This window comes from Rhizobium acaciae, assembly GCF_025941625.1.
GTDB lineage: Bacteria > Pseudomonadota > Alphaproteobacteria > Rhizobiales > Rhizobiaceae > Rhizobium > Rhizobium acaciae.
The window spans coordinates 1-24,410 of record NZ_JAPCZO010000033.1 but is presented as its reverse complement, the minus strand read 5'-3'; the positions used below and the strand labels follow the sequence as shown (position 1 = coordinate 24,410).

Sequence of the window (24,410 nt, the reverse complement as noted above, 5' to 3'; positions counted from 1 at the left end):
CGGATAAGGCTGATTGCGGCGCGCTAACGGACAATTCCAAGGCGTTCACCAAGGCTCGGCGGAGAAGGCGGCCCGGCCTCCTTGATCATTGCCAGCATCATTTCGCGCGTGAGGCCGTGAACCTCATAGCCCTGCGCCCGCGCGGCTTCTATAATGGCTTCCAAGTTTGGATATTCCTCAAGAAACGCGCCCAGCCACAGGGCGCATTCGTCGGTTTCAGGGTCCGGAAACGCCTGCAAAAAGAAGGTCCTCAAAGGCCGGTCATAGCCGATCGTGGCTTCCGGGTCGGCCTTGGTCGCGGATTTCACTGCAACGGTATAGCGGCTCAATGCTGGCTCCTCTCGTGCCTGTTCGGTGAAGGCCGCGCCGTCGGCGCGGCCTCATTCTATTTGAAAAGCGGCATAGTCCGCTGGTTGGTGAGGGCGGCTCGCTCTGCCTCGAAAGTGTAGCCGTCCCAATCCTTCCAAGCCTCCCAACCCTGCGCGGTGGCGCGTCCGTACCAGACGCGCACCCGCACTCTATCGGCAGCAACCTCCTCGACAATGGAGACCGTGAAGCTTCCGCCCATGCCTGACGGTATGTCGAAAACATCGACGCTGCGGCGCTCGTGTCGCATGTCCGCGCCTACAGCCGGAAGTGAGAGACAAGCGCCTGATTGGCGCGGTGGCAGGCAAGGGCATAGGCGACGATCTGCGCCACCATGTCAGGATCGGTTGCACCCGCCCGTTTCGCCCTATCGGCCATATCCTCGGCAAGTTCGCTATCGTCCTCGCCGACATGCTTGTTGCCGACAATCCATGAAATCTGCCCGGTTGGCAGGTCGGGCCGCAGCTTGGCCGGAAGCGTGGAAACCCGCCCTTTCCGTGTGCTCGCTGCGGTTCCGGCCTGTTCTGCCTCCGTCGTGGTCGGATAATAGGCCATGACCAGTTTCCGTCGCTGCGCGTCGGCAGCGCTGATGAAAGCCTGCCCGCCCTCCTCAGTCTTGTAGAGCGCCCAATCGGCGGCAGTTCCGCCGAAATAGGGGTCGCCAGTGCCGTGAAACTCCATAACGAAATAGATTGCCTGGGTCATCGGAATGTCCTTCCTTCGAATGGGGGCGGTTGATCAAGCGGCGTTGGCGCCGCTGATCGTCTTCAACACGCGCTGGGCGGCGTAGCGTCCGGACTCGTTCAAGTGCCGTTGCCAAGCGCCTTGCGACGGCGACCAGCGAAAGCCGTTCGTCTTCAACACGTGCCGCGTCGGGTCGTCCGGCTTGCCGGGAAAGATCAACTGGATACGCGCGATATCGGCGTTCTCCTTGATCTCGACTGCTCCAGCGCTCGTCTCGACTTCCTGGCTTTGGGTGCCGCGCTCCTTCATCCTTGCGAGGACAGCAAGGCGCTGCTGCAGGCGGCGAAGCTCGGCACGGCTGTTTGTCGTGGTGAAACCGCGCCGGGACTGCCATGGTGCTAGTTTGATGCCGCTGGCTGCGGCTTCTGGGGAAAGACCGGCGTTCGCGACGACGGCGGCAATCATGTCCTCGTCGCTGGCGAGGTCCTTTTCCATCCGCCGGATGATCGCGTTTGCGGCTTTCATTCGGTCGATGGCAAGCGCCGTCTCCTCGATACGTGTCACGTTCCTCTGCAGGGCCACCGGATCCCCGGAACGGATCGGCTCATCATCCGCACCATGCGGGAACGCCTTCCGCTTCACTGCTTTGCGGGCCATCGCCTCGTGCGCCTTCAGGTCGGCGCGGCGCGCATCGGCAATCTTCATACGCTTTTCATTGCGGGCGACCGGGAAACGGGCGGGGCCGGTGATAAACCAGTTCATGCAACGGCCTTCCGCCGCCCAATAGCGCCGCGTCAATTCAACGTGACGGCGGGCAAAGGCCTCAATTTCCGGTTCCGGAATTGGAGCGCAGGCTTTGTCCCAAAGCTCGGCAACGTAAGCGGCGAACTCGTTCAATCGCTCCGAAAGCTCTGAAAGCTCGGCCTTCGTGCGCCGGTCGGGAAAGTGGGTGAGGGCGTGAAACTGTGCCTCGATGTCCTCCGCCGCAATGGTTGCGGCGAAGGTTCCAGCGACGATGGCGAGGATGTTGTTTTCGAATGCTGCGATTTTCATCATGCCTCTCCTTCGACAAGGACAGGGGCGCGACGCTCGATGCGGCATTGCAAGCCTGCGAGCGCTCCGGCGATGATGATGCCACCAGCCGAAATTTCATCGGCCTTGGCAAACACCGGGTCCAGAACCGGGCGGCAGCATTTGAAATGCTCTGCCGCATCCTCAAGGCTGATCAGAGGGGACGTGTACGGCTCGCGGCCGTCGCCGCCGACAAGCGCGATTTTTCCGGCAATCGGCTGCGGGTAGCCATCAAAGATGGTGAAGGCGGTCAGCCCTTCCTTCAGCCCTTCCTCGTCGACGAACAGCGAATGCCTCTCATCGAAGCGTACAAGCTCGATAAGGTGGCAACCGAGAAGTTCATAAAGCGGCTTGAAGCTGATTCCGTTCGGAAGCGTAACCGCCCTGAAAATCGTTGTTTCCGGGTCCAGCAGGTAGCAGATATTCGACATGGTTCTAGCCCTTTCCTTTCCGCGAAGCGGTCTAGCGTCTGCCCGATGGGCAGGAGCCCCGCTCCTGCTCCCCGAGCTCGCGCGGAGCAGCGGGAGAGAGGGAGGCAAGGGAAGAAAACGGAGGGGGTTCGCCCGCCCGAGGCGTGAGCCGAAGGGGCGACGCAAAATCCGCACATGCGGATCCGCGTCGATCCTGCACGGAACGAGCCGAAGGCGAGGGGAGGAAGGACGGGGAGACCGTTTTTTCCCTTGTGAGGGAGAGAGGGCGGCGCCCTCTTTCCCTCCTTCAGGAAGACAGAGCCGGCCGCCAGGCCGCCATTTCAGATACGGAAAGGGCCGCCCTGCCTCATAGATCAGGACGGCCCCCGCGGTGCAGGACAAGAAGGGCTAGCAACTTGTCATCACCAACTCGTGATTGGTATTTTCCGGCAAGCAATATGCTGATTTTGAAGCGTCCTGTAAACGGGATTTAGAGGCATATTGGTGCAGATATGTGAGCGGCGACGCAGCGACTCTTGCGCAACCGATCGTTACCCGGACGGGCGAAGACCGCTTTTCAGCGGGCTTCGTGCCGTAGGCATAGAGCGGGCTCGCGTCAGCGATGCGCCAAATTGATTCCATTTACGGCGTTTTAGGGGCTCCCCAAATACAACCGTTTGGGTTAGAGAGGTCCATACCACTCTGATGTTCGCCATTTCAAGTCGCAGGAATAGAAAATCCTTCGCCCGATCGTTCGGGCGTCGCGTTTCGTGTGAATGCATCCTGGGGAAAGCAGGAGGCACGGTCAAATAAGCGACGGTTGATCATGCTCTGATACGCGGGTTGGTTACCGCCGGACCTGATGCGTCGCGGAGCGTCCTCGGTCTAGAAGCCAGCGTCGGAGTAAATCCGGCTGATAGTGGTAGCGAGGGTTCTCCTGCCGTGACCGTGCCCCCAGCCTTGCCCAGGCGCACATGGATTGTGATCGGGTTATGTCCTCCTCGACGAGTTAGAATCGAGCGACGTTCAACGTGGTGAGACCTGGCATGCAATCGACCAGACGAAGCCCGATAGTTCGCGCGCAATCGCCGTCGTGACGGTTGTCGCCGGCTTTCCGGCCTTCGCAAGCTTTCGGTATCGGCTGCACAATCGCAACTGCGCCTTCCATGCCGTGTCGCGGATTGCTTTTGGAAGCTGCTCCTGGCGGATCAATTGCTCGCGGCTGATCTTTGCAGGAAACCGATAGCTCCAAGCGGCTTCGATCAGCATGCGACGTGCCGTTGTGTTGCCTGCTTTCGTGATTCCGCCCTGCCGCCGGGTTCCTCCGCTTGAATGCTCCGATGGTACCAGCCCGAGATAGGCCATCAATTGGCTCGGGTTTGTGAAGCGGCTCAGATCGCCCAATTCGGCAATCATCGTAGCGGCCGTCACCAGAGCCATGCCGCGTAGCGATTGCAGCGCATGGACAACCGGAGCCAACGACCAGTCAGGCAGCATGATCTCGATTTGCTTCGTCAGCCGATCGCGCCGGTCCGTAGCTGCTTCGATAGTGGCGATATGATCCTCCAGCACGATATGGTGAATTGGCTGCTCAAAGCAAAGACCGGCCAACCAACGTCGATGCATCTGCGTCCAGGCTGGGCGGCTGTAGTGAAAACCGTGGCGCAGTAAAAATCCACTGAGCTGCTGGCGCGCTTGCCGCAGGCTTCGAACGGCAGCCAAGCGCGCCCGAACCAGATCACGCATCGCCTCATGCGCGGTATCTGGTATCCAAACCGCACTCAGCTCGCCAGCGCGGTGAAGTCTTGCCAGATTGCTGGCATCCCGACGGTCTGTCTTGATGCGATCGCCCGGCTTTTTAGGGATCAAAGAGGGAGCGACGACGACGCAGACATGGCCTGCGGCAGAGAGCTGCCGCTGAATGCCATAGCCGCAGGGTCCTGCTTCATAGCAAAATCTCAGCGTCCGCCCTGGCTGCGAAAGCTTTGCCAGCATGCGCACCAAGGCCGTTGGCGTGTTTACGATCTCGCCAAACGTACGCACGTCACCACGCTTGCCGCCATCAGCAAGCGCCACCGAAATCGTCTCTTTATGAACGTCCAACCCGACATATGTGATAGTCTCTTCCATGGCCCGTCTCCTATGCATGAGGCTCTGTGCGAGGATAACTTACGCAACCCTCGATACCTGCATATTGTGAGACGGGTCACCCAGCCCCAGGCGAACATTTAGTCTAGTAATAATCGGCAGGACGAATGGCAGGGCCGTCTCTCGAGCAATGGATTTTAGATCTCGGTTTGCAGCAAGTAGACGATCCTCTGATTGGCAAATCGATCTATCGCAAGCCATTCGACGGTCAGATTATTCTCAGCGCCGAACTTGAAGGACAAATCAGCATCGGCCTCCGGCAAGCTCGCGACAGGCGACGATTGGCCCGGAAGAAACTGGCGACCATGCTTGGTCTTAGCGAGCGGGTTTATGAGCGTTACGAAAATAACGTTTCCCGGCTCACCGTTAGCAGACTCGTCCATCTCTGTGAGGTCCTTGGCGCAAGTCCCGAAGAGATGCTGTCGCCGGCCGCTCCCCATCTGTGGGGCAAGACCGATACTGCGGCGGCCCTTCTGTTGGCTTCTATCGAAAAGCTACGGACCTTCGACGAGGAAACGTTGCGTGACGTTCTCAGCCTGCTCAGTCGCATAGAGTCCCAAACGAACATCAAGAGCAACAGCAACGGCGGCGATAATGATGGCGCGGCGCCAGCCGCGCCATCTCTTCCTACCGTTGCTGATCCTTTACAAGGAGGGGCATAACATGGGAACGCACCAGGATAAGCGGCTCATGCTGGAAGCGGAGATTCCGGCATTTGTGGATGACGTCATTGCGACGGGTTGCGACATCTGCGCGATCGGTCACGATGGATACGTCGTCGGGGATGCCGAACTATCAGATGAAGAATATGAGATCGCAGGGCCGAAGCTGGCCCGTATCAAGGAAAGATATGGCGATCGTGACCATCTCCTGCGGGAAATCGCCATCTACCTATGCTCGCTAGGCCGGCATCACAATCCCGGCTCGCCGCCAGTCAATTGACCACGCAATTCGAAACGGCACGAGGAGAGCTGATGCTAAGCCGCTATCCGAACGCAACGCCTGAGAAGATCAATCCTGTCGATGTTCACGTCGGCCGTCGCCTTCGCGCGCGGCGACTCGAAATGAAAATCTCACAGGAGAAGTTAGCCGGCGCGATCGGTGTGACGTATCAGCAGGTGCAGAAATACGAAAAGGGCATCAATCGGGTGGGAGCAAGCCGCCTTCAGCTGATCGCAATTGCCCTGCAAGCCCCGGTTTCCCACTTTTTCGATGAGATGCCCGACGACGCCGGCGAGATCAGCGCTGATCCGAAAGTCCGCCTCCACGCGGAAATCATGAAGTTCGCCACCAGCGATGAAGGGATTGAGCTCATTCGGACGTTCACTGGCATTGAGGATGCCACGGTTCGGAAACGGGCTCTTGGGGTCCTGAAGGCCCTGGGCGAAGGAACGGGATGAACAGATCGGCCCCTTGCCTTCGCGATACCGTGCCCCGTGCCGTCTCCTGGTTTGTAAGATTCTACAATTGCGGGGCGCTCCAGGGGCTGATCTTATCTCGACATGGACACGACTTGTGGATTTGAAGCTCAAGCCATGGCTCCTCGCTGAGCTAAACCAGCTCGGATATGAGGTGGTTGGAGACATGCAACACCTGTCTGCAGTCGAGATTCTGCGGATACCTGGCATGGGCGGACTGGCCTGGCGGAAGATTGCAAAAGCAATGGGGCGGGACCCATTTCCTGACCTGAAAAAAAAGCGCGGGGCAGCTCAGTAGTGCTGCCGAGTTTTTTGTGACGCATTTATCTCGCGGTAGTCCTACAGCCAGAGCCTTAGCGTAGAATTCCGCCTCGTCCCGCGAACGCCCCCTCTTATTTTACCTGCACGCTCTCTGTCGCCACTATTTTTCTATGAGGAAAATAATCTAACAGCTTCATAGTCTGCCTTATAAACGTTTTAATGCACGTAAGGCTTGACTAAAAGAGAATATGGCTATAATCTCCCCAAAATCAAAGGCGCCGATTGTGAAAAAGGGGATTTGAATGAACAAAACGATTGAAGACACAATGGTTTCTGGCCTTAGAGGCATTTATAAGCGCGATAACAACGCAAGGGCCATGTTAGATTCTTTTGCTGCGCGCAAAAAGGCCGTTTCGGTATCGTATGCCGATCGCATAGCCTTCTTGGTGAAGCTTTCCTACTCAGAGGTCATTCGGATCTTCAAAGAGCTGGAGGGTATTGGCTGCGGCGAGTTTAAGAACGGGAGAAAGGGATATAAGACGCGCATGGAATGGAGCCATAGCCTGATCTCTCTCGGTGAGGTTGCCAAGGGTGAAGCAGTTAGCGTTGAGGCGATTAATCCGGATGATCTGGATGCAGAGGACGACGCCGACGTCCCTGGTGAAGTGAGTGAGCAGGCCGAAGGCTTTATTCAGCACCCCTTCCAGCTCCGGCCTGACCAATCGGTCACGCTTTCGCTGCCTGCCGATCTGACAATGAAGGAGGCGCAGCGGCTCGCGGCTTTTATCCAGACGATCCCATTCGAGTGAGAGAAAAACCCCGTGCAAACGCAGGGGGTTTAAGCGGGACGAGCTGGACGCGATCGCGCGCGAAATGACTTCCACGTCGTCCGTACCCACGAGACACGCTCAGTCGAGCGAACCTAATCCATTACGGCACGGCCCGGAGCCTATTCGTCACGTCGATGACGCCGGCAACCTCCCAGACGCCATCCCTCGCCAGGAATTTATGGCTGTTGGTGTGTGTAATGTAGACGGACTTTTCTTTGACTGTGGCCGCCGGGATCAGCGCTGCCCTGACGATCTGGTAGTCATCGTCGAATAGAACGACGGCGAGAACGTCGAAACCATTCAGGTCGCGGATCGCGGAGAGCTGCCGGGACTTGTTGCGTTTATGGATACGGCGGCCTTTGACCTGGTATCTGATTCCATCGCCGTCGAGCGCGTCATAGCCCTTGACTGAATTCGCGGCCTGCTGCCAGCCGAAAGCAGCGCAGAAGAGGTATTCGGCCAGGTCCCCGGTCGGGTTGTTGGCGCTCCTGAGGACATTCCGGCCGCGCAGCTCTTCCATGATAGCCGCGTGCATCGTCAACAGCTCGGCCGTGGTCTTTCCCTCGAATTCCATTCGCTCCCTCTCCGTCGGCTTGACACCCTGCCCGGATGCGAACAAATGTGGAACGATGAAACATCGTCGCGGCATTGAAATAGGTCGCCCGAGCAGGGATGCGATCACGTATATCGGGCCTGTCCAGGACCCGCTAGGTACGGCTATCGATGATCTTCCGCAGTGGAATACCCTGGGCGGTAGCTGCCCCTCATGCGAGCGGGAAGGGTGGATCGACCGACACGAGCTGCGACGGAAATGGGGCAATGCCATGCTCCATTCTTTGCAACCCCGCCTGAGGTGCTTGGGCTGCGGCAACAAACAGGGAAATCGTTGGATTTTAGGTCAGCTGCCGCGCTGATCTCGCGCCAACGCCTTTTCCGCGTTCTCCATAAACCATTGGTCGATTTTCCCAGTTACGTGTTGCTGCCAGGACTTGCCAGCCACACCTCGTTCGCAGCTTGATCAACCGCCTTACGAAGCGTGGTTCGGCTTTCCTCAGGAAACAGCGTTTCCGCCAATGTCAATCTTTTGGCGGCGCTGATCTTTGATGCGACAAAACGTGGATCAGCGAGCAGTCCTTTCACGATGGGAGCGAGCCGCTTCTTTTCCTCGGCTTCACGGCTCTTGGACTCGGCCTCCTGAATTCGAGCGAAGGCATCGGCTTCGGCCTGCTGTCGAGCCTCCGCCAGCTCGTCGGCCTCGATGTCGAATTCATCGAACCAGTCCGCTGTCTCGACGATCCCATGCAGTACGCCGTCTGCCATGAGACCAAGGACCAGCCGAGCAGATTGATCGTCCTTCGCCTTCCATTTCGACGCCAGCTTCTTGAGGTCGCGGTCCAGCTCTTGTTCGAAGTGCGCTTCGACTTCCTCCGTGGCCTCGAATTTCGTCAGCACCATGTAAATCAGCCTGGGGCGAAGGTGTTTGACGAGGGACGGGAAGGTATCGCCGTCGACGGCGACCGCTGGAAGATTTTCGCTTGCGAGGATGGTTTCCAGGATCATCGCGCCGCACTCTTCAGCTGCGTTGCGGACTTCCTGTGCCATCCGGTCAAGATCGGCGCTTTCGGTCATATTTCCCTTTCCTAATTCCGATTCAGGCCGAGTTCTCGGCTCAACAGCTTGTCCTTCCATCTGACTTCGAGCAACAGAAGGTCAGCCGCGTTTGCGCTAGTGCCAACTGTTTCCAGAATAGACACACGGTAGTCAGATGGGTCGCGGCTCTTGAGGCCAACATTGCCCCCGTGGCCGGTCGCGAAATACTCGCGCCACCGACCCAGGAAGCCTTCAGCGCCAGATGCCATTCCGACATACTGTTCGCGAGATCGCGGGCAGGACAGCAAGTAGATGCCCCGTGTCGATGATAATGCGGCCGACCAGCTGGCGGGAATGGTCTCGATATCGGAGAGGTTGAGGATCAGCGCCGAAAAACCGGGGAAAGGGTCCTCTTCAAAGGTGCGCCTCAGTTCTACGATAGCCTTTTCCTTCCGGTCGCCACGCTGTATCCAGGCGCGAAACCCCTTACCCCAGTCGATCCACAGGCGACCAGCATATTCAGACAGCTCCTCCCGTGGTGTGAGCTGATAAAGATTACAGCCTCCTGCCGCTTCAATCCCACCTGTGATGGGATGACGGCGATCTTCGAGGAGAGGGCCGGTCAGCTCCGCTGAATATAGGCCAACGAACAAGGTTTCCCGGCCAGGAACGCCAACAAAAGAGGCCCAATACGGAGCTTTTAGGTCCGGTGCATCTCCGAAACCCTGTGTTGCTTGATAAGCTTCAAACAGTGGTCGGTTATCGCGCCAGAGAGTGTAGGGTGAGGGATGCCCTGGGTAGCGATTGTCCTGATGTCGAAGCAAGCGGACTGAGCTTCGATCGATCCCGGCTAAATCGAGAAGAGTTGCGAATGTCAGCACCGGCTCACTCCGAAATCAAAGTCACCCACTGCCCGAGATCGGCTTTTTCCTCCGGGGACGCATAACGTAGTCGATTCATGACGGTATGGACGGCCGTTAGCGCCATGGCGGCCGACTTGCCTTTCACCTGGTACGTCGAGCCGTCAGCCGTAAACGTTGCTCGATGCGGGCCAAATTCGAGGCGGATCGTCCCGTAAATTTCAGGATGCGAAACCATGATCAGGTGTTCAACGCCTTTGACTGATGTCGTCCACGCATTGTCGACGCCTCGTTCCTGCACCTTGTCGAAGCTCTCCGTCATCGACGTCGGAGGCCACAGGTCGAAGGACATCAGCGCCTGCACTTTGCGGTCGAGGAAGCGACCAGGTGCTCCGGACGCAAGGTCGGACATGATCTCATCGTAAGTCACCTTACGCGGACGACGATTTTCTGGCTTGCGGTGCTCGGCGATGAGGAGCCGCCCTTCCTCGCTTTCCGCATCCGCCTTGTTGGCGCGGATATGCAAGCCGAAAGATCGGTAGATATTTCCCTTCAGTGACCGCCTCATGTTCCCTCGTTTTCATCCAGCCGGTAGACCTCGGCATTGTCCTGCACCTCCAGCAAGCCTTTGTAGGATGCATGGCGCAACTTGTTATCCGAGGTCCAAGCCCGGTATTCAATCTCCGCGATGAGCGTCGGCTGAATCCATACGACCTTCCGCTTGCCCGAGTATGGAACCGGCGGCTGCTTCCTCCTCCACAGCAGCTTGTCCATGGTGGCCCGTAGCACGAGCGACGCTCGCTCTTTGAATCCAGTTCCTACGCTGCCCACGTAGGTCAAATGATCCCCCCTATAGGCCGCAAGCAGCAGGGAACCGAAGGTGCCGAAAGCGCCTACGGAGGGCTCGTACCCGACGATGAAGAATGCATCGCTCTGGACGCATTTGCATTTGATCCAGTCCCCGGTTTTGCCGGATCGGTAAACGCTGTCGCGTTTCTTCCCTACGATCCCTTCCAAACCCAACCGGCAGGCGTGGTCCAGGAGCTCGACAGGATCAGCGTCGATCTCCTCAGAAAGCCGGATCGCGCCTTCCTTGCCCTGCAGCAGGTCTTCGAGCAGATGGCGGCGAGCGAGGTATTCCAACCCTCGCAGATCGTGGCCGTCGAAATAGATCAGGTCGAAGGCCATCATGGTTGCGGGCGATATGAGGATGCCGCTCCGTCGGCCGACCGCGCCCAGACTAGATTGCAACAAGTTGAAATCCGAGCGGCCTTGTTCATCGAACACGCAGGCCTCGCCATCCAAAATCATTGACGCAGGTCCCAGCTCTCGAGCCGCGTCGACAATTGAGGGAAATCGATGCGACCAGTCGTATCCGCCTCTCGTTAGAACACGGATTCGACCGGCCTCGACGTGGACGTGAATTCGATACCCGTCCCATTTGACTTCCCAGCTGTAGCCTTTTGCCGGTGGACGTTGCCTCATCAAAGCCAGGGCGGGTTCCACTCGATCCGGCATGGGATCGAAGGGCAGGGCGGGTTGCGCCGGGTTCCGTTTCCGGACACGGCGACTTTGAAGCTGGCCGCTCTCATCGGCGAGGAGCGGTTTCGAGCGAGACGGACGCGGGACTTTTGCCATGCTGTCTATTTCAACAGCATTTGCATAAAAGTATCCATATGAAAGTCGCCGCTAGTCGCGGCATAAACGGACGCGGACGGCCCAGCTCATGTTCGTCGGGCCTTGGCAGCACTCGATAGAAACCGCTTCAGGCTCAAACCGGCCAACAAAATGTAGGGCGGCATGGCGAGCGAATAGTGCCCACAGTTTAATTCCAAGATATTTGGCCGAGCGTCGGTGTCCTTCAGCTTCTGCATGAAGCTCGCCGATAGCTCTGGCAACACCACCTTGTCTCTCTTAGCCAAGACCACGTGTAGAGCAAGATCCGGCCGCGCCAGACGATGGGCGTAATTTTCCAAATTCAGCGGCCCCCAAGCCCTTCGGAGATCGGTCAGATCAATCTCAGCCTCAAGGCTGTCGCGTATCGCTTGTGTCGCGCGACCCGTCCAAACCATATCGGCCAGGCTTCCCGCCGTCAGAAATAACGAGGCTTTTGAAACAGCCTGGTCATGCGCTGCAATCAGTCCAGCGACCCAGGAACCCAAGCTCATACCGAGAACCGAAATGTCTCGATAGCCTTCGCGCTTCAACCAACGAATGAGCTTTCGACCGTCCAACACCGCCTGCCTTGCGGATTGGATCGTTCGACCAAGGTTGGCGCTAAGCATATAGTCGGCGTGCAGGGAACCAGGGCGGCTGCGCTCGAAGTGATAGGGCATAGCAATCTCGACGACCGTGAGGCCGCGCTTCGAGAAAAAGTTGGCAATCTGGCGATTTCGGGAGCTTGCGTTCCAGTGGTGAAAAATCACCAATGCCCGATCGAAGGACCCGATATCTGTGATTTTTGCCCAGACAACATTGTTATCTTCGACGTCAGTGGAAATGTCCGATGGAAATTTAAGCCATTCGCCTTGTCTTTCGAAACCCCGATCGCTGCCCCCCGGACCATCGAAAAAGGCTGGATCAGCCACGGCCTGGTCCGCAAGGACACAAAACTCCTCGAGCCTTGTTATCTTCTTGGCGCCTGGAAAGGCGCGTTCCGCGTCAAGGACGAGGGCCGTTCTTTCCTTCCCCTTTTCGCCGCGCCGCGCCCGCCGCTCATCCCAACGATCAAGCCAACTATGATACACTCTGATTTCCTACTTCACTCGTTCGCCACGCCCAAACTCTGGGTCACAGAGGCCATATATCCCGAGGAGCACACCGATGCCCAAAAGGATCGAAAAGCCAGTAAATGCACCGAGCAGGAGGTAGGCAGCGACGAGCAAGCCTACTACCGCCGACATCTTCCACAAAAGCATACGATATCGACGTCCGGCACTTAAACGGATGGACGCAACGAGAAAGACAACACAGGTTGAAATAGCGACTAGAAGGCTGCTGTAGTGTGTCGGCATTCTATAGCCGAACCCGTTGCTAACATCCTTATGCTCGTACCAGGCCGATGACATATCGCCGGCCAACCAATCCACGATGTTCTCTCCGTTCGATGTCAGGTAAGAGCTTTGGGCTTTCATGCAAATGGCGACCAGAACACCCAAAACAGTGCACCGAAAAATTCCGCGCATAACCCTGAGGCCAAGTTCATCGAGCTCGTATCGATATTCCACCTCCGGTCGGGTCTTCGATGTCTCCCCAATTTTCCAAAGATCATGGACCATTGTGTGGAGCAAAATGAGACCTGCGAAGAACAGATAAAAGCATAGGCACATATATAGATATGCGAGAGCCGTGAAGACAATCGACATTGGCACCGATATAACTTCAGGGCGCACAACAGCCAACGTGCCCCAACTCGTCGCGTAGTTGCCACCATCTTTCATCAAAGGGATCAAGCACACGCCGATCCACTGAAAAAGGCCGGCGAAAAACACACAAATCACGAAAACCGCCCAATAAGTATACGAAGAAGCTTCGACGTTTCGCGTCCAGGCGTTTTCGCTTTCCATCCGGTCGCCCTGCGCCGTGAGCTTTAAGCGCGCCTCGTATTTCCAGAAGACCAACAGCTCTATTACCATCGCAAAAAACAGTGGCAAAAGCACCATGAAGAGGAATGTCCAATTCGGTGCCCAAAGAAACCCAACCTGCTTCACGACGCCATCCGCCCGGACGTAGGTGGCGCTGTGAATGCCTGTGATGTACGACAAGAAGCCAAGAGCCGTGGCGCCAGCAAATACCGACGCGGGTAAATTCAAGGGAGATCCGCGAGTAAAAAGCGCTTCCGATCTCATCGCCAAACTGAAACGCGAATTCGGCCTCTTGATATCACTTTCTTGGACCAGCTCTGCCCGGTTCTCTGTCCTATCCTCGACAGCTGCAGCCCCTGAGATTTCAGGAACCGCTAGCGCAGCGCCCCTTCCTGATTTCTTCAAATCTCGTCTCTTGGCCGTTAACCGAGATTGCGCCGCACCAAGCTCCATCTGCCATTCACCGATTGCCACCGGATCATCGCACCCAAAAATCCTTGCCAGCCACCGAATGTTGGCAGTGCTGATTCCTTTCTCGTTCTCTTGAAACCAAAGCTGCACCGTTCGCAGATCGACCCCAATCCGGTTGGAATCTATCTGTGAAATCGCCTCGGCAAGAAGCTCGGGCGTCCATGGCCCTGCAGGAAAACCATCACTGCCCAATGGCCGCCCTGCTCCCGCCGCGGCCAATTGCTTGAATAATTCTTTGAAATCACTCCCGTCCTTTGGCGGAGGGAGAAAAAACTTTCCATTTTTTAACAATGACTTGAAGGCTCTGGTTTCGTTTGGTTTCGTTTGATTTCTTACCCTATCGCGTCTTCGTCCTCAATCAATGCGTTTAAATGCAACGTAGTAGCGCCTTCAAATTGGTGCGGACAACAGGTGGGTTTTGGGATGTTAATTTCGGATTCGCTTCGATCCCGTAGTCGGGGATACTTTTCTTCAGACCTTCGCACGGCTTTGAGTGCGTTGGCGTCCGACGGAATTTACTATGCAGAAATCGTGGGGCCCTCGCGTGGGACCGGACACAAAGAAGAGAGTAGCGCGGAAACTGCGGTTTCGCTTGGTGAGTTGATGGATCGGCATATCGCGGCGCAAATGGCGGCTGCGGATGCCATTCGGGTATTGGAAGAACGCAGGACAGTTGGTGGGGTTGCGAGCGTCGCCGATGCAAAGGAACTGTTGGACGTCGCGCGAGACGAAGAAGTTGGCCGGCTGGCGATCGTCAATTACTTGCCGCGGACCAATCGGGAATCAAGGCAAAAGCTCACCTATATAGCGGCTTACCTGATCGCGACACGGGGCACCCTGAACGCCAGTGAGATAAATTCCGTCTTGGAATCTTCTCGCGATCGGCCAACGCGGAATGGCTAAAACGAAATCAACCGAGACCGGCCTCTCAAGCTGACCCAATGCCAGGTCGTGTGGGTCCCTGTGTGGCAACGCTCGCCGGCGAGCGAGCGACGAAATCTACAGTAAGAATTGCCCCTCGGCGGCCTAACACAGCTAAGCTAGCAGACAGGCCTTCGCGGCCGCGTCTACATCATTACACGGATTCGGGTGAAGTTTTCCCTGCTTGAGATTCCACACGGTGAAACCCGACTTCCCTTTTGACTTACTAGGAATGCCATTCACGACGCTCCAATGACCCTCGGTTACAAGTCGCACTGAAACCTGGGCGCCGGGGGAGACCGGCTCGATGTGAAAGAGCTTTCGCCCGGCGTCCTCCACGATGAGATGGTCGCCCTTCGTATCGATTGCCACAACGTGCTTCGCATCAGCCCAAACAAGAAAATCAGGATTAAAGGTTCGGGTGCTCCCGCGATCTAGCAGGGGTATCTCGTACCCGCCATGAGAGGGATTGCGGCACCAAGTCTTCTTGGTTTTGTCCAGCGCCTGGGCAAAGGTCTTCTCGAGCTCATTGAGACCGCTATAGCCCTCGTGAAGAGCGTTGCTGAATTTAGCCAATTTGGATTCGTCGACGAATATGCTATCGACGACATAGGGATCGTCGAGCGCATTCTGCACAATGACGGAATGCTCGATATAGGCATCAGCAACCTTATTAGCCTGCTCTCGAATGAGGGCCGCGGCCGGGCTGTTGTATTCAACAAAAGCATCGAACTTTGGGTGCTCTATGTCGCAAAGATGAGCTGCCTTACGATGCCGCTTTTGCAGCTCTCGTAGGAAGATCCACCGCGCCGTCACCTTGTTGCTGTGGTCGAAGTCGATCCATTCTTCCTTGGCCGCTGCATCCTTGCCGATGGTTTGCAGGACCTGGATGCGTCCGCCCGTTCCGATCGTGTCCTCGGTGTTGCCCTGATAGTTCGGGATCAGCTTCACCACGTCGTCAATTGGCTGCTTTGCATCTGAGGAGTCAATCGAAGCTGTTGGCACTTGACGGTTCTTTAGCGCAGGCCGCGTCGGCCGTTCGCCTCCACGTGTGCTCTTGGAAACAGTGAGCGTAATGTCCGGAGCACCACCGGTGATCTTCTGTCGGACGTCGCTTATGATGCTTTCAAAGACACCTTTCTCGTCCGTGCGGATGTAGAAATGCGCGGTATTCAGTATAGGCACGGGATAATGCTGCGCCCCAGGCTGGCGCAATACGCGGCCGATGATCTGAGTGACTTGATCGGCCGACCCCATATCTTTGTCGACATAACCGAAGCAGCAAGACGGGTCGTCCCACCCTTCTTGCAGCCCAAGATTGAAAATAATATGCCGGAAGCCTCCGGCCATGAATTGATCGTAGTCGTTATCGCCGCCGGAGAAGAGGTTGAACCCGCTCGGAGGAGGGAATTTGGAGTCGAATTTCAAATCGCAATAGACGGCGATATCGGCAGGATCGATACCCGCGGTCTCGACTAAATGCCGCCAGATCAGAATCGGGCGTGCCTGCCGCTCCGTAAATGGCCGCGCTGCATCCTCCTTTGTTGAGGTGCCATCGGCGACATTGGTATTGGCGACGTAAATCGCCTTTGGAGAGAAATCGAGTCCGAGGCGAGAACGAGCGGCCTCCGCCTTCGCAAAATCCGCGAGGAGTTCGTTGATGGCGATCTCCATCGGAGTAAGGTACCCGCACAGCATGATCTGCTTTTTAACCAGGCCTGACTTCACGACTTCGGAGCTCTTAACGGACGTGACGAAATCCGCCTCTTTCCACCCCTTATCGCCCCTCAGGCGGTCGATAATCTTCTCAAGCGCCGGCGGGATGCGCAGCGTTGCACTCGCCGCGATCAATGCGTCCGGATGCAGGTCCAACAAAAGGTCCGTCTGCTGGTTGGAGAGGTTATGCCCTTCGTCGTAGACAACCAAAAAGGGACGCCTGGCGCCCCGCGAGTCCTTGCGCGCGCGAAGCATTTCCCAAAGTGACTGATCCGCCACATCTAGGCCGACCTGAAAAATCTTCCGATCGCCCTGTTCTTTGTCCTTCTGGTTGAATTTGCCCACGGTGGCGACAAGCATGAGCCCGCGCGTTCCGTCCTCGACATCAGCCGGCTTGCAATCAAGCAATGGCTTCACATCGAAGCCGCCAACAAGGTCGGTATACTTCCCGTTTGCTAAGTTGTTGAGCGTCTGCCAAACGACGATGCGCCCTTTTGAAAGCCAGAGCACGATAGGCTCGACCGGAAGACGGCTTCGGATTTGCTCTACGGCGTCGGCAAGGATCAGCGTCTTGCCGCTTCCGGTGATCGATGACAGGTTTTGGTAGAATGGCACGATCCGGCTACGCGTGATTGCGAGGGGATCTTCCATATACTCTTGGAAGCGATCGGCGATCTGAGTCGAAGCTTCTAGCTGAAAGGGGAGCAAATCCATCAGTTTTCCCCCTCGTCATTGAATGGGTCGCTATTCTCATTGAGCCCGAGATGCGCAAGAATCTTGTCCGGAATCTTATAGAAACGCACATTCTTCGACTGGTAGAGCTCATAGCGCGCATAAACGTGGTAGGGCTGCTTCAGCTCGGCTTTTTTTGCATCCTGTAAGACGATGTTGTAGCTATCCTTATCGAGTTGGCCGACTGGCCCTGCACCATTGTTCCAAATGATGAAATACGGCTCATCCCGCTCGTTTTTACCAACAAGGTAGGTAAAACGCGGGTCGTCAATGCGCACCAGGTTCGGCGCGTTGCGGCTTCCGGACTGCCAATGGGACGTAATGACGACATCAATCAGCTCGTCCTTCTTCATCGTCAGGACCGTTTTTGCATCAATCTGGGTCGTGAGTGCCCTGAACTCAAAGCCGCCTCCAAGCGGCTCCGCCGTCTTCTTAAGATCCCCATTCTGATCGCGTCTCTCCCCGGTGATCGCGTTGTGCAATCGCTGCCAGGTTAATGTGCGGGCATATTTGTCGCCGTTATCGGGCCGACCTTGCTCAATAAGGATGAACCGTCGGTTCGCTCCCGATATTTTGTTCAGCTCCAGCACAGCGTGTCCGGTGGTGCCGGATCCTGCATAGGGGTCCATTACAAGACCATTGGGTGGGCACCATAGCTGAATGATCTTCTTCATCAGCTTCAGGGGCTTAACAGTCTGAAAGTTGTGTCCTTTCCCAACAATCTCATCAAGCTCGTTTAGACCAGATTGAGAGTGACCAGATTCTGCGTGAGGCCAAGAAGTAGAACCGATCTCAGGTGGCACGCCGTAGTTTTCGTCAGCCCAAAAGGTCCAAGGGACGCGTCCCTGGGCGATGTGTTTGAGGTGACGCTTCACGGCTGGCCGGCCAAAACCTTCGCGCTTTTGCCGGTCATCCGAGAAAATCAAACGGGGCCATGGAGCCTTCCCGGCAATCCCCTTCTGGTAGACAGCTTGTGCGCGCTTACGTGCCGCCAGAACGGTCGGATCTTGTTCCGGATCGTAACCCGTCAGTGAAACCTTGCTACCTGCAAGGATCAGGGCTTTGCCACGGCCATCCTTGAGGTCTTTTTCTACGTATTTGCTGCCCCAATTTTCCAGAAGAGATTTGATTTCGTCCTTGCTGAGCCCCGACCAATGCCGCGTCGGGGTACTCACATGCCCCGAAAAATCATACTCGCTCTCCGGGTAATGGAGGGTTCCAGAGAAGGGCGATTGAATTGCATAAATAGTTCTATCGCGTTTCTCTTGAGCCGCTAAGTCGCCTACCCGCCAGTCACCTTCCGGGTCACCGTCGATGTTCGTGAAGCGCGCATTCATCTCCTCAGTGCGCTCAAGGCGGCGAGTTTTTGTCAGGCTCAGATCTTTAGAATAAACAAGGACATATTCAGTCGCGCTTGAAACGTGGTTCGACCGCTTAGGAGCATATGTCTTCTGCCAATTAATGATGGCGATTCGGTTTTCCTCTCCGAACACCTCGTCCATCATAAGGCCAAGGTTGAACAGCTCATTGTCATCGATGCAGACGGCAACAACACCTTGGGGTTTAAGCATCGCCTTCATGAGCTGAAGACGCGGCAGCATTGCCTTCATCCATTTGGTGTGCCTGGAACCGTCCTCGAGGGTGACAAGTGCACCAAGCTCGGGATCATTCGGATCGTGATCCCACCGGTCGTTGTACCGGAAATACTGGCCGGTATTGTAAGGCGGGTCGGCGACGATGAGATCTACCTGTCCTCGATATTTGTAGAGAGTCACCATCGCCTGCAGGTTTTCACCCTCGATCAAGAGATTTTGGCTCTGCTCTTCGGGCGTGCCGACGTGAAGATCGGAGATGCGCCGCGTAACGCGCGGACGCACCTTGCGAGCGATTTCCATCGCAGTTCTCTTGCCGTGGAAGCTGAGAGAGACGCCCCCATTTACCATCCTCTTGATGGTCGCGATCAGGTCGTCTCGGTCCAGCAGCTCTAGACCGTCCAGGTCTAAAATAGCTTGGCTAGAACGCTTAGGCGCCGGCTGCTCCAAAATGCCCCTCCGAAATCGTCGATATCAGCATCCGACGATCCACACCACTCAAGCGGGAAGATCGCCGATGGTGCTGTTTCGCAGCTTTTCAAGCCACCGGCAAGGCTTCCGTCCTCTCAGAATTAGGTCTTTTGGGCTGCTTTGTTGTAGCTCGCCAAATCGCTGTTCTCTGCTCGGACTAGCTGGCCGGCTTGCAATCGTCAATTACTTGCCGCGAACCAATCGGGAATCAAAGCAAAAGCTGACCTATATGGCGGCTTACTTGATCGCCACACGGGGCACCCTGAACACGCGCGCATCGGCCTCCTGAGTCCCCTTCTTATGCCGATTGCACAATGATGTGCTCAGACCACATGTACTGTCGACTATATCGGCGGTGGTGAAGCGAGCATTTTTGGCCGCGGCAGCGGCGACGGAAACCGACGCTACCACGGCCTAAAGTGTTAAGCTTCATTGAGCTTCGACAAACCCGTCATTATGCCAGGCCAACTGTTCATCCGCTGGGTGGATGTCGATGGGCGAGGCGCTGCAGGCGGGGCAGTGCCAAAGGTTTTTGGAGATCTGTGTCCCGGTAATTATCTGATCGCAATGGAAGCAGAACCACCGATCGGAACATGACTCGAATAACGGGTGCTGCACTTTCCCATTGACGTCAGGCACCGTTGATCGGCGGGGCCAGTCGGATGCAATCCGGGCGCGCACCTGCTCAGCGCGGATCTGGGCTACCCTGAGGGCCTTTTCTACAAAGTCGTCGTTCAGGATTGGGTTCGACTTAATCCGCCTATCGGTGACACTGGTTTCGGGCTTCGCTGACGGGGCCTCGGGAACAGCTATCTGCCATCCGCGGCCGCGCATGAACACATCGTCACAGTCGACGCTGAGACTAAATTTGTGGCCATCGAGTTCGCCCAATATCTCGTCGGCCGAGAAGGGGTCAGCCGGATCTCTGGGGACCGACGCAACTATCGTAGCACCAGGCACGGAGCAAAATGCGTCCAAACCCGCGGTGCTAGATTCTAGGGCTTTTAAAGGGTTCACGGCGTCGACGATCGCCCTTATTGCGTCGATCTGCGCCAAACTCGGTCGCCACCCCATCTTGTGAGCTGCCGTTAGAGCGTTCCAGTGTGGATAGCCCATTTGCTGAGCAGTCTCGTCGAGAGCAACAAATTGCTTAATACGTCGCGCGCGTGCGAGCTTCTTCGAAATGGCCCTGATGAAGTCGAGGGATTCTGTCGTGTCCATGATCTATTCCTGAAAGACACGGATCCGACCATGTGCCCACTGCTAGTCAAATCCGCCCAATCGGGAACGGTTCAAAGTTGACAAGAACGACGCACTGTCATTGCTTCGCATGGGGTGGGCACACCGGCCTGTGCGCTAAGGCCACTACTACTGTGAGCAAATGAGAATGCCCCGTCAAGCCTCCTTGATGCGTCTCAAGCAGACGTAAACAATTGAGTGCTATTGAATCAGCAGCCGATTTGCAAAAAACGAGGACGTCTTATCTTTTGCGGCATCAACTTACTGGCAATTCCGGCCTCTACCACGTCGCGCGTGAGCTATCGCGGCGAGGTTGGCACGTCATGCCGACTGTGCGGAATGCGAAGGGCGCAGATCTCTACGCAGCGAGTGACGATGAATCCCGCGTGTTGCCAATCCAATCCAAGGCGCTATCAAAGCGAGCTCCTGTCCCGCTTGGTGGGTCACTGGATACGTTACGGTCGCAATGGTGGGTCATAACGACTAAAGCCAATTCTGATTCGCCAACTTGCTACATCCTGACTTTGGATGAAGTGAAAGCCGCTGCCCATCGGGGGGTAAACGATAGCGGCAAAGTATCCTACTGGTTGCAGCCAAAGGCTTACGCGGTAACTGAATACCAAGAGGCTTGGCATCGCCTGGGCATCCCTTAGCGGGCATGCATAGTATACGGGACGATTTTGAGCAGCGCCTCCGACCAGATCGGAGATTGCAAACCAGAGCACTGAATGTCCGAGCATACATACGACACCAAACCGTCACCCTGGCTCAAAATGTCGATTTCAGAAGATGGCTTCAGCGGCTGCCGTGATTTTTCAGGCGGTTAGCAGATTGCCGTTGAATACCATTGACAAGCCGTGATACCGGCCTACCGATCAATGGTACTAGGCGTCGATACCTATTTTAGCCCTGAGATATTCTCGCAATTCAGAAACAGAATTGAAGATAGCATCTGGTTTCGAAGCTATCAGCCCTGATGTGTCAGTGCACCCCCATGCAGAGGCGAGGGCGGTGACGTTAGCGCCGCGTGAAGCCTCAGTATCCTGCGGCTGATCGCCCACATGAAATGTGTCTCCCGGCACAGCTCCCGCCTTTGACATCGCGAGTAACAGGCCCTCCGGGTGAGGCTTCCGGTTTTTCACATGATGATAACCGACCACGATATCTATTGGCCAACCGTGTGCCTTGATGAAGGCTTTTGGCACCATGTCAGGGCTTTTCGTGACGATCGCTATGGTCTGGCCGGATTCATCGAGTTCTTGGAGCAGCTCCGTAATGCCTTCATAGACAGGCAGCTTGGAGGCTTGCGCCATGACGGCTCTCCAGTTTCCTGCAGTTCGGAGGTGTTCGACAGAGGAGGTATCTACAAGGGTTTGATCGAAATCGAAAATGATCATTCTCAGAAAGCCAGCGAGGTTTGAGGATCGTTGTTTTTGGGCGCCTCCGGTTTAATCTCCGGAGAGGGTGCCACTTTTTCGACGCGCCCCAGGAACTGCATCAGGGCTGCACCATCGGCTATGCCTCTGGCCCATCTTTCAGCAATCATCATCTGATTACCTTTGGTTTTGTCCTCGTGCTTCCATTTATCGGGATGGTCTATGCAGGCTAAGGTTCGCCTTTGTTCCCGCGAAAAGCGGACCGTGTGCATGGTTCCGCCCTTAACGTCCGTTTCTACAACAAGAACTGCATCAGAAAGGCCGCTTTGAATCCGATCCCTTTCGGCAAAGGCAGTCCGCATCGGTGTCACGCCAAGCGGATATTCGCTGACTAAACACCCCCCATATTCAAGGAGACGGCTTGCCAGCCCGCGATTGGCCGCGGGGTACACCTTATCAAGACCATGCGCCATGACAGCGACACCGACACCGTGCGCATCTAGGCATCCTTCATGCCCGAAGGTATCGCAACCATGTGCAAGGCCGCTCACGATGACGAACCCCGCCTCGGCGGCCGTAGCGGCCGATTTTCGGGCGACTGCTTCCCCATAAGGGGTTGGCTCACGCGTTCCCACGACGGCGAGGCATCTGGCAGCATGCAAGCCTGTTACTTCGCCTTTCACATAGAGGACGGCCGGAGGATCAGGGATATTTCGTAGCCGCTCGGGATAACCTTCGTCATGGAAGGAAAAGAATTTGATCCCGCTGGCTTTCGTATTTTCCAGCTCGTCTTCCGCTCGATCCCATGCGTCCAACAAGGCACCTTCCGGCAATTTCGCCCGAGCCGCCCTATCCACGACGAGTTCTTTTGCGTCACTTTCGGGAATGGGGCCGTAGACAATACGCAGGGCCGCACGCCGACCAACGCCTTTAAGCTTCATCAAAGCGGCAAGCGCTACGGAGGTCGATGATATGGACGATGCAGCCATGTTCTAGCCTTTCTTGAATTTCGCGTCGTGCTCCTGCTCGCCCTGGTTCCAGAGATCATCCCATTTAGCCGGGACGTGGTCGTTCTCTGGATTGGGGCAATAGTCGACACTTTCAGCCTTCGCCAGCGCAATCCCGTAAACCTTGCACTTTGGATTTGCCGCAAGCACTGCTAGAGCGATGCGCGACAGTGTATCACCGCGCGTTATGAAGTCATCGAAAACAAAGACATGATCCGCATCTATTTTCGCGGACTGATATTTGGCTTTATCCAACTCGGCGGTTCTACCCTCCGCTGAATAAATCGTGTGAATCTTCTGATGGACGTTCTTGGAAAGCGCCACATCGTTATATTGCGCACCGCACAATTTCGCGCATTCCTTCGTGATCCAGGGAATCGAACGATTTGGATCCGCCTTGGTTTCGCCTGACGACAGAGCCGGGATGAAGACGGTCCGTTTCGGATCAACGCCTAGATGCTTGATGAGCTCGGGAACCGCCTCATAGAGAACGGTCGCACCGCCCCACTCGGCTTTATTATTTTTGTCTTTAAAGCGAATGAAACGAGCGGTCCACTTCTCGGACGTCTTGTCTTTCAGCTTATAGGCAATCGCATAAGAATATGTCACGCCGTTCGAAACGCTGAGGTAAGGGAAACCCATCCACCCAGCGACCATATTATAATGAATCATTATACCCCACCCCATTTGTTAGCCACTGCAAATGTAGGAAATGAAGTTGTGTTATTCAACTACAAGGGGAGAATATCGGAGGCGAAGGATGGGGGCTGAGATGTAAGGTGGCTTTGGACTCTGTAGGCGGTGCTGCCGTCTCGGCCTCATGCGACCAAGACGGCAGCCACTCCCTGACCCCCGGTCGGGGGGACTCCTCAGTTACGCGGTCTGGGGAGCAGCCGAATCAGGTTGGCTTCCACGATTTTGACATTTTCTTTGGAAGCCGGTCCGCTCCATCCAATTCATGCAGCGTTCCTCTTAGCCTAAAAACAGAGCAAACCGGCCAAATAGGGTGGATTCTGACGACATAGCTCAATTAAGTCGCGATTGATAATTTTGAGCTAGGCGTCTAAGCTAGGCGCATTAAAGTATACTCAATTTGACCATGAGGAGTGGCAATGAGGATCGCCCGGGTTTATCTGCGCGTGAGTACGCAAGGGCAGGATCTCGATCGGCAAGAGGCAATCATCGACCAGGCTAAGCAAGCCGGATATTACATCGCCGGCGTCTACCGCGAAAAAGCGTCCGGCGCTCGCGCCGATCGGCCGGAGCTACTGCGCTTGGTCGCCGATCTTCAGCCGGCCGAGGTCGTGATTGCCGAAAAGATCGACCGCATTAGCCGTCTGCCATTGCCTGAAGCCGAAAAGCTGGTCGCGACGATCCGGGGGAAAGGCGCCCGTCTCGCCGTGCCGGGCGTGGTCGATCTCAGCGACCTGGCCGCCGGCGCAGACGGCGTTGCCAAGATCGTGCTCGAGTCGGTGCAGGACATGCTCTTGAAACTGGCGCTGCAAATGGCTCGAGACGATTTCGAAGATCGGCGCGAACGCCAGCGGCAGGGCATCGATCTGGCGAAGTCGGGTGGTAAGTACGTCGGCCGACAGGCCGACACCGCGACACACGAGCGAGTCATCGCGTTACGATCGGGCGGAAATAGCATCGCCCGGACGGC

General features: G+C 56.2%; 26 protein-coding genes. 7 read left to right on the top strand and 19 right to left on the bottom strand.

Annotation, left to right across the window (positions count from 1 at the left end; all coding sequences use genetic code 11):
* Positions 1-23: 23 nt before the first annotated feature.
* From OLZ32_RS34675 to OLZ32_RS34650, 6 genes are all read right to left on the bottom strand, one after another.
* Complete coding sequence (locus tag OLZ32_RS34675; RefSeq protein WP_264424812.1) at positions 24-329, bottom strand: hypothetical protein; 306 nt, start codon at positions 327-329, stop codon at positions 24-26.
* Between the two features lie 56 nt (positions 330-385).
* Positions 386-616, bottom strand: coding sequence for a hypothetical protein (locus tag OLZ32_RS34670; protein ID WP_264424811.1), 231 nt, complete (start codon positions 614-616; stop codon positions 386-388).
* 8 nt (positions 617-624) lie between these two features.
* Complete coding sequence (locus OLZ32_RS34665; RefSeq protein WP_264424809.1) at positions 625-1,071, bottom strand: hypothetical protein; 447 nt, start codon at positions 1,069-1,071, stop codon at positions 625-627.
* A gap of 33 nt (positions 1,072-1,104) precedes the next feature.
* Positions 1,105-2,103 (bottom strand): hypothetical protein, encoded by a 999-nt coding sequence (locus tag OLZ32_RS34660; protein WP_264424807.1) that lies wholly within the window; start codon positions 2,101-2,103, stop codon positions 1,105-1,107.
* Positions 2,103-2,552 carry a DUF3846 domain-containing protein gene (locus OLZ32_RS34655; protein WP_264424805.1) on the bottom strand — a complete coding sequence of 150 codons (450 nt, stop codon included), beginning with the start codon at positions 2,550-2,552 and terminating at the stop codon, positions 2,103-2,105. The genes OLZ32_RS34660 and OLZ32_RS34655 overlap by 1 nt, the downstream gene beginning before the upstream one ends.
* A 1,005-nt stretch (positions 2,553-3,557) precedes the next feature.
* The gene (locus OLZ32_RS34650; protein ID WP_112857233.1) at positions 3,558-4,661 is read right to left on the bottom strand and encodes an IS110 family RNA-guided transposase; all 1,104 of its coding nucleotides are present in this window, start codon (positions 4,659-4,661) and stop codon (positions 3,558-3,560) included.
* Positions 4,662-4,786: 125 nt separating this feature from the next.
* On the opposite strand from OLZ32_RS34650, the gene OLZ32_RS34645 reads away from it, so the two are divergent.
* The 5 genes from OLZ32_RS34645 to OLZ32_RS34625 all read left to right on the top strand — a co-directional run bounded on the left by OLZ32_RS34645 (position 4,787) and on the right by OLZ32_RS34625 (position 7,167).
* Entirely contained in the window at positions 4,787-5,341 is a 555-nt protein-coding gene (locus OLZ32_RS34645) for a helix-turn-helix domain-containing protein (RefSeq protein ID WP_264424801.1), read from the top strand.
* A 1-nt stretch (position 5,342) separates the two neighbouring features.
* A complete protein-coding gene (locus OLZ32_RS34640) occupies positions 5,343-5,621 on the top strand; it encodes a hypothetical protein (protein WP_264424800.1) in 279 nt (92 codons plus the stop codon).
* 32 nt (positions 5,622-5,653) lie between these two features.
* Complete coding sequence (locus tag OLZ32_RS34635; RefSeq protein ID WP_264424799.1) at positions 5,654-6,079, top strand: helix-turn-helix domain-containing protein; 426 nt, start codon at positions 5,654-5,656, stop codon at positions 6,077-6,079.
* 94 nt (positions 6,080-6,173) lie between these two features.
* Positions 6,174-6,395 carry a hypothetical protein gene (locus tag OLZ32_RS34630; RefSeq protein ID WP_264424912.1) on the top strand — a complete coding sequence of 74 codons (222 nt, stop codon included), beginning with the start codon at positions 6,174-6,176 and terminating at the stop codon, positions 6,393-6,395.
* A 265-nt stretch (positions 6,396-6,660) separates the two neighbouring features.
* Positions 6,661-7,167: a hypothetical protein gene (locus tag OLZ32_RS34625; RefSeq protein WP_264424797.1), complete on the top strand. Its 507-nt coding sequence runs from the start codon at positions 6,661-6,663 to the stop codon at positions 7,165-7,167.
* A 121-nt stretch (positions 7,168-7,288) separates the two neighbouring features.
* On the opposite strand, the gene OLZ32_RS34620 is transcribed toward OLZ32_RS34625, so the two are convergent.
* The 7 genes from OLZ32_RS34620 to OLZ32_RS34590 all read right to left on the bottom strand — a co-directional run bounded on the left by OLZ32_RS34620 (position 7,289) and on the right by OLZ32_RS34590 (position 13,984).
* Positions 7,289-7,762 (bottom strand): hypothetical protein, encoded by a 474-nt coding sequence (locus OLZ32_RS34620; protein ID WP_264424795.1) that lies wholly within the window; start codon positions 7,760-7,762, stop codon positions 7,289-7,291.
* Positions 7,763-8,157: 395 nt separating this feature from the next.
* Entirely contained in the window at positions 8,158-8,817 is a 660-nt protein-coding gene (locus OLZ32_RS34615; protein WP_264424793.1) for a hypothetical protein, read from the bottom strand.
* 11 nt (positions 8,818-8,828) lie between these two features.
* The gene (locus OLZ32_RS34610) at positions 8,829-9,659 is read right to left on the bottom strand and encodes a GIY-YIG nuclease family protein (RefSeq protein ID WP_264424792.1); all 831 of its coding nucleotides are present in this window, start codon (positions 9,657-9,659) and stop codon (positions 8,829-8,831) included.
* A 4-nt stretch (positions 9,660-9,663) separates the two neighbouring features.
* A complete protein-coding gene (locus tag OLZ32_RS34605; RefSeq protein ID WP_264424791.1) occupies positions 9,664-10,164 on the bottom strand; it encodes a hypothetical protein in 501 nt (166 codons plus the stop codon).
* A 38-nt stretch (positions 10,165-10,202) separates the two neighbouring features.
* The gene (gene ligD, locus OLZ32_RS34600; RefSeq protein ID WP_264424790.1) at positions 10,203-11,276 is read right to left on the bottom strand and encodes a non-homologous end-joining DNA ligase; all 1,074 of its coding nucleotides are present in this window, start codon (positions 11,274-11,276) and stop codon (positions 10,203-10,205) included.
* An 86-nt stretch (positions 11,277-11,362) separates the two neighbouring features.
* Entirely contained in the window at positions 11,363-12,385 is a 1,023-nt protein-coding gene (locus OLZ32_RS34595) for an alpha/beta fold hydrolase (RefSeq protein WP_264424789.1), read from the bottom strand.
* A 9-nt stretch (positions 12,386-12,394) separates the two neighbouring features.
* Positions 12,395-13,984 carry an RcgA family putative transporter gene (locus OLZ32_RS34590; protein ID WP_406649259.1) on the bottom strand — a complete coding sequence of 530 codons (1,590 nt, stop codon included), beginning with the start codon at positions 13,982-13,984 and terminating at the stop codon, positions 12,395-12,397.
* Positions 13,985-14,296: 312 nt separating this feature from the next.
* Between OLZ32_RS34590 and OLZ32_RS34585 the strand changes: the two genes are divergently transcribed.
* Positions 14,297-14,596 (top strand): hypothetical protein, encoded by a 300-nt coding sequence (locus OLZ32_RS34585; RefSeq protein WP_264424788.1) that lies wholly within the window; start codon positions 14,297-14,299, stop codon positions 14,594-14,596.
* 132 nt (positions 14,597-14,728) lie between these two features.
* Here OLZ32_RS34585 and OLZ32_RS34580 read toward each other — a convergent pair whose 3' ends face one another.
* From OLZ32_RS34580 to OLZ32_RS34555, 6 genes are all read right to left on the bottom strand, one after another.
* Positions 14,729-17,044, bottom strand: coding sequence for a DEAD/DEAH box helicase (locus OLZ32_RS34580; protein ID WP_264424786.1), 2,316 nt, complete (start codon positions 17,042-17,044; stop codon positions 14,729-14,731).
* The gene (locus tag OLZ32_RS34575) at positions 17,044-19,104 is read right to left on the bottom strand and encodes a site-specific DNA-methyltransferase (protein ID WP_264424785.1); all 2,061 of its coding nucleotides are present in this window, start codon (positions 19,102-19,104) and stop codon (positions 17,044-17,046) included. Before OLZ32_RS34575 ends, OLZ32_RS34580 begins: the two co-directional genes overlap by 1 nt.
* A 450-nt stretch (positions 19,105-19,554) precedes the next feature.
* The gene (locus tag OLZ32_RS34570) at positions 19,555-20,346 is read right to left on the bottom strand and encodes a hypothetical protein (RefSeq protein WP_264424784.1); all 792 of its coding nucleotides are present in this window, start codon (positions 20,344-20,346) and stop codon (positions 19,555-19,557) included.
* Between the two features lie 902 nt (positions 20,347-21,248).
* On the bottom strand, positions 21,249-21,761 hold the full coding sequence (locus OLZ32_RS34565; RefSeq protein ID WP_264424783.1) for an HAD family hydrolase: 513 nt from the start codon (positions 21,759-21,761) through the stop codon (positions 21,249-21,251).
* A gap of 2 nt (positions 21,762-21,763) precedes the next feature.
* The gene (locus OLZ32_RS34560) at positions 21,764-22,729 is read right to left on the bottom strand and encodes a DNA-processing protein DprA (protein ID WP_264424782.1); all 966 of its coding nucleotides are present in this window, start codon (positions 22,727-22,729) and stop codon (positions 21,764-21,766) included.
* Between the two features lie 3 nt (positions 22,730-22,732).
* Positions 22,733-23,419, bottom strand: a complete 687-nt coding sequence (locus OLZ32_RS34555) for a phosphoribosyltransferase (RefSeq protein WP_264424781.1) — start codon at positions 23,417-23,419, stop codon at positions 22,733-22,735.
* Positions 23,420-23,859: 440 nt separating this feature from the next.
* Between OLZ32_RS34555 and OLZ32_RS34550 the strand changes: the two genes are divergently transcribed.
* Positions 23,860-24,410, top strand: a 551-nt coding sequence (locus tag OLZ32_RS34550; RefSeq protein WP_264424780.1) for a recombinase family protein, incomplete at its 3' end; no start/stop codon positions are given.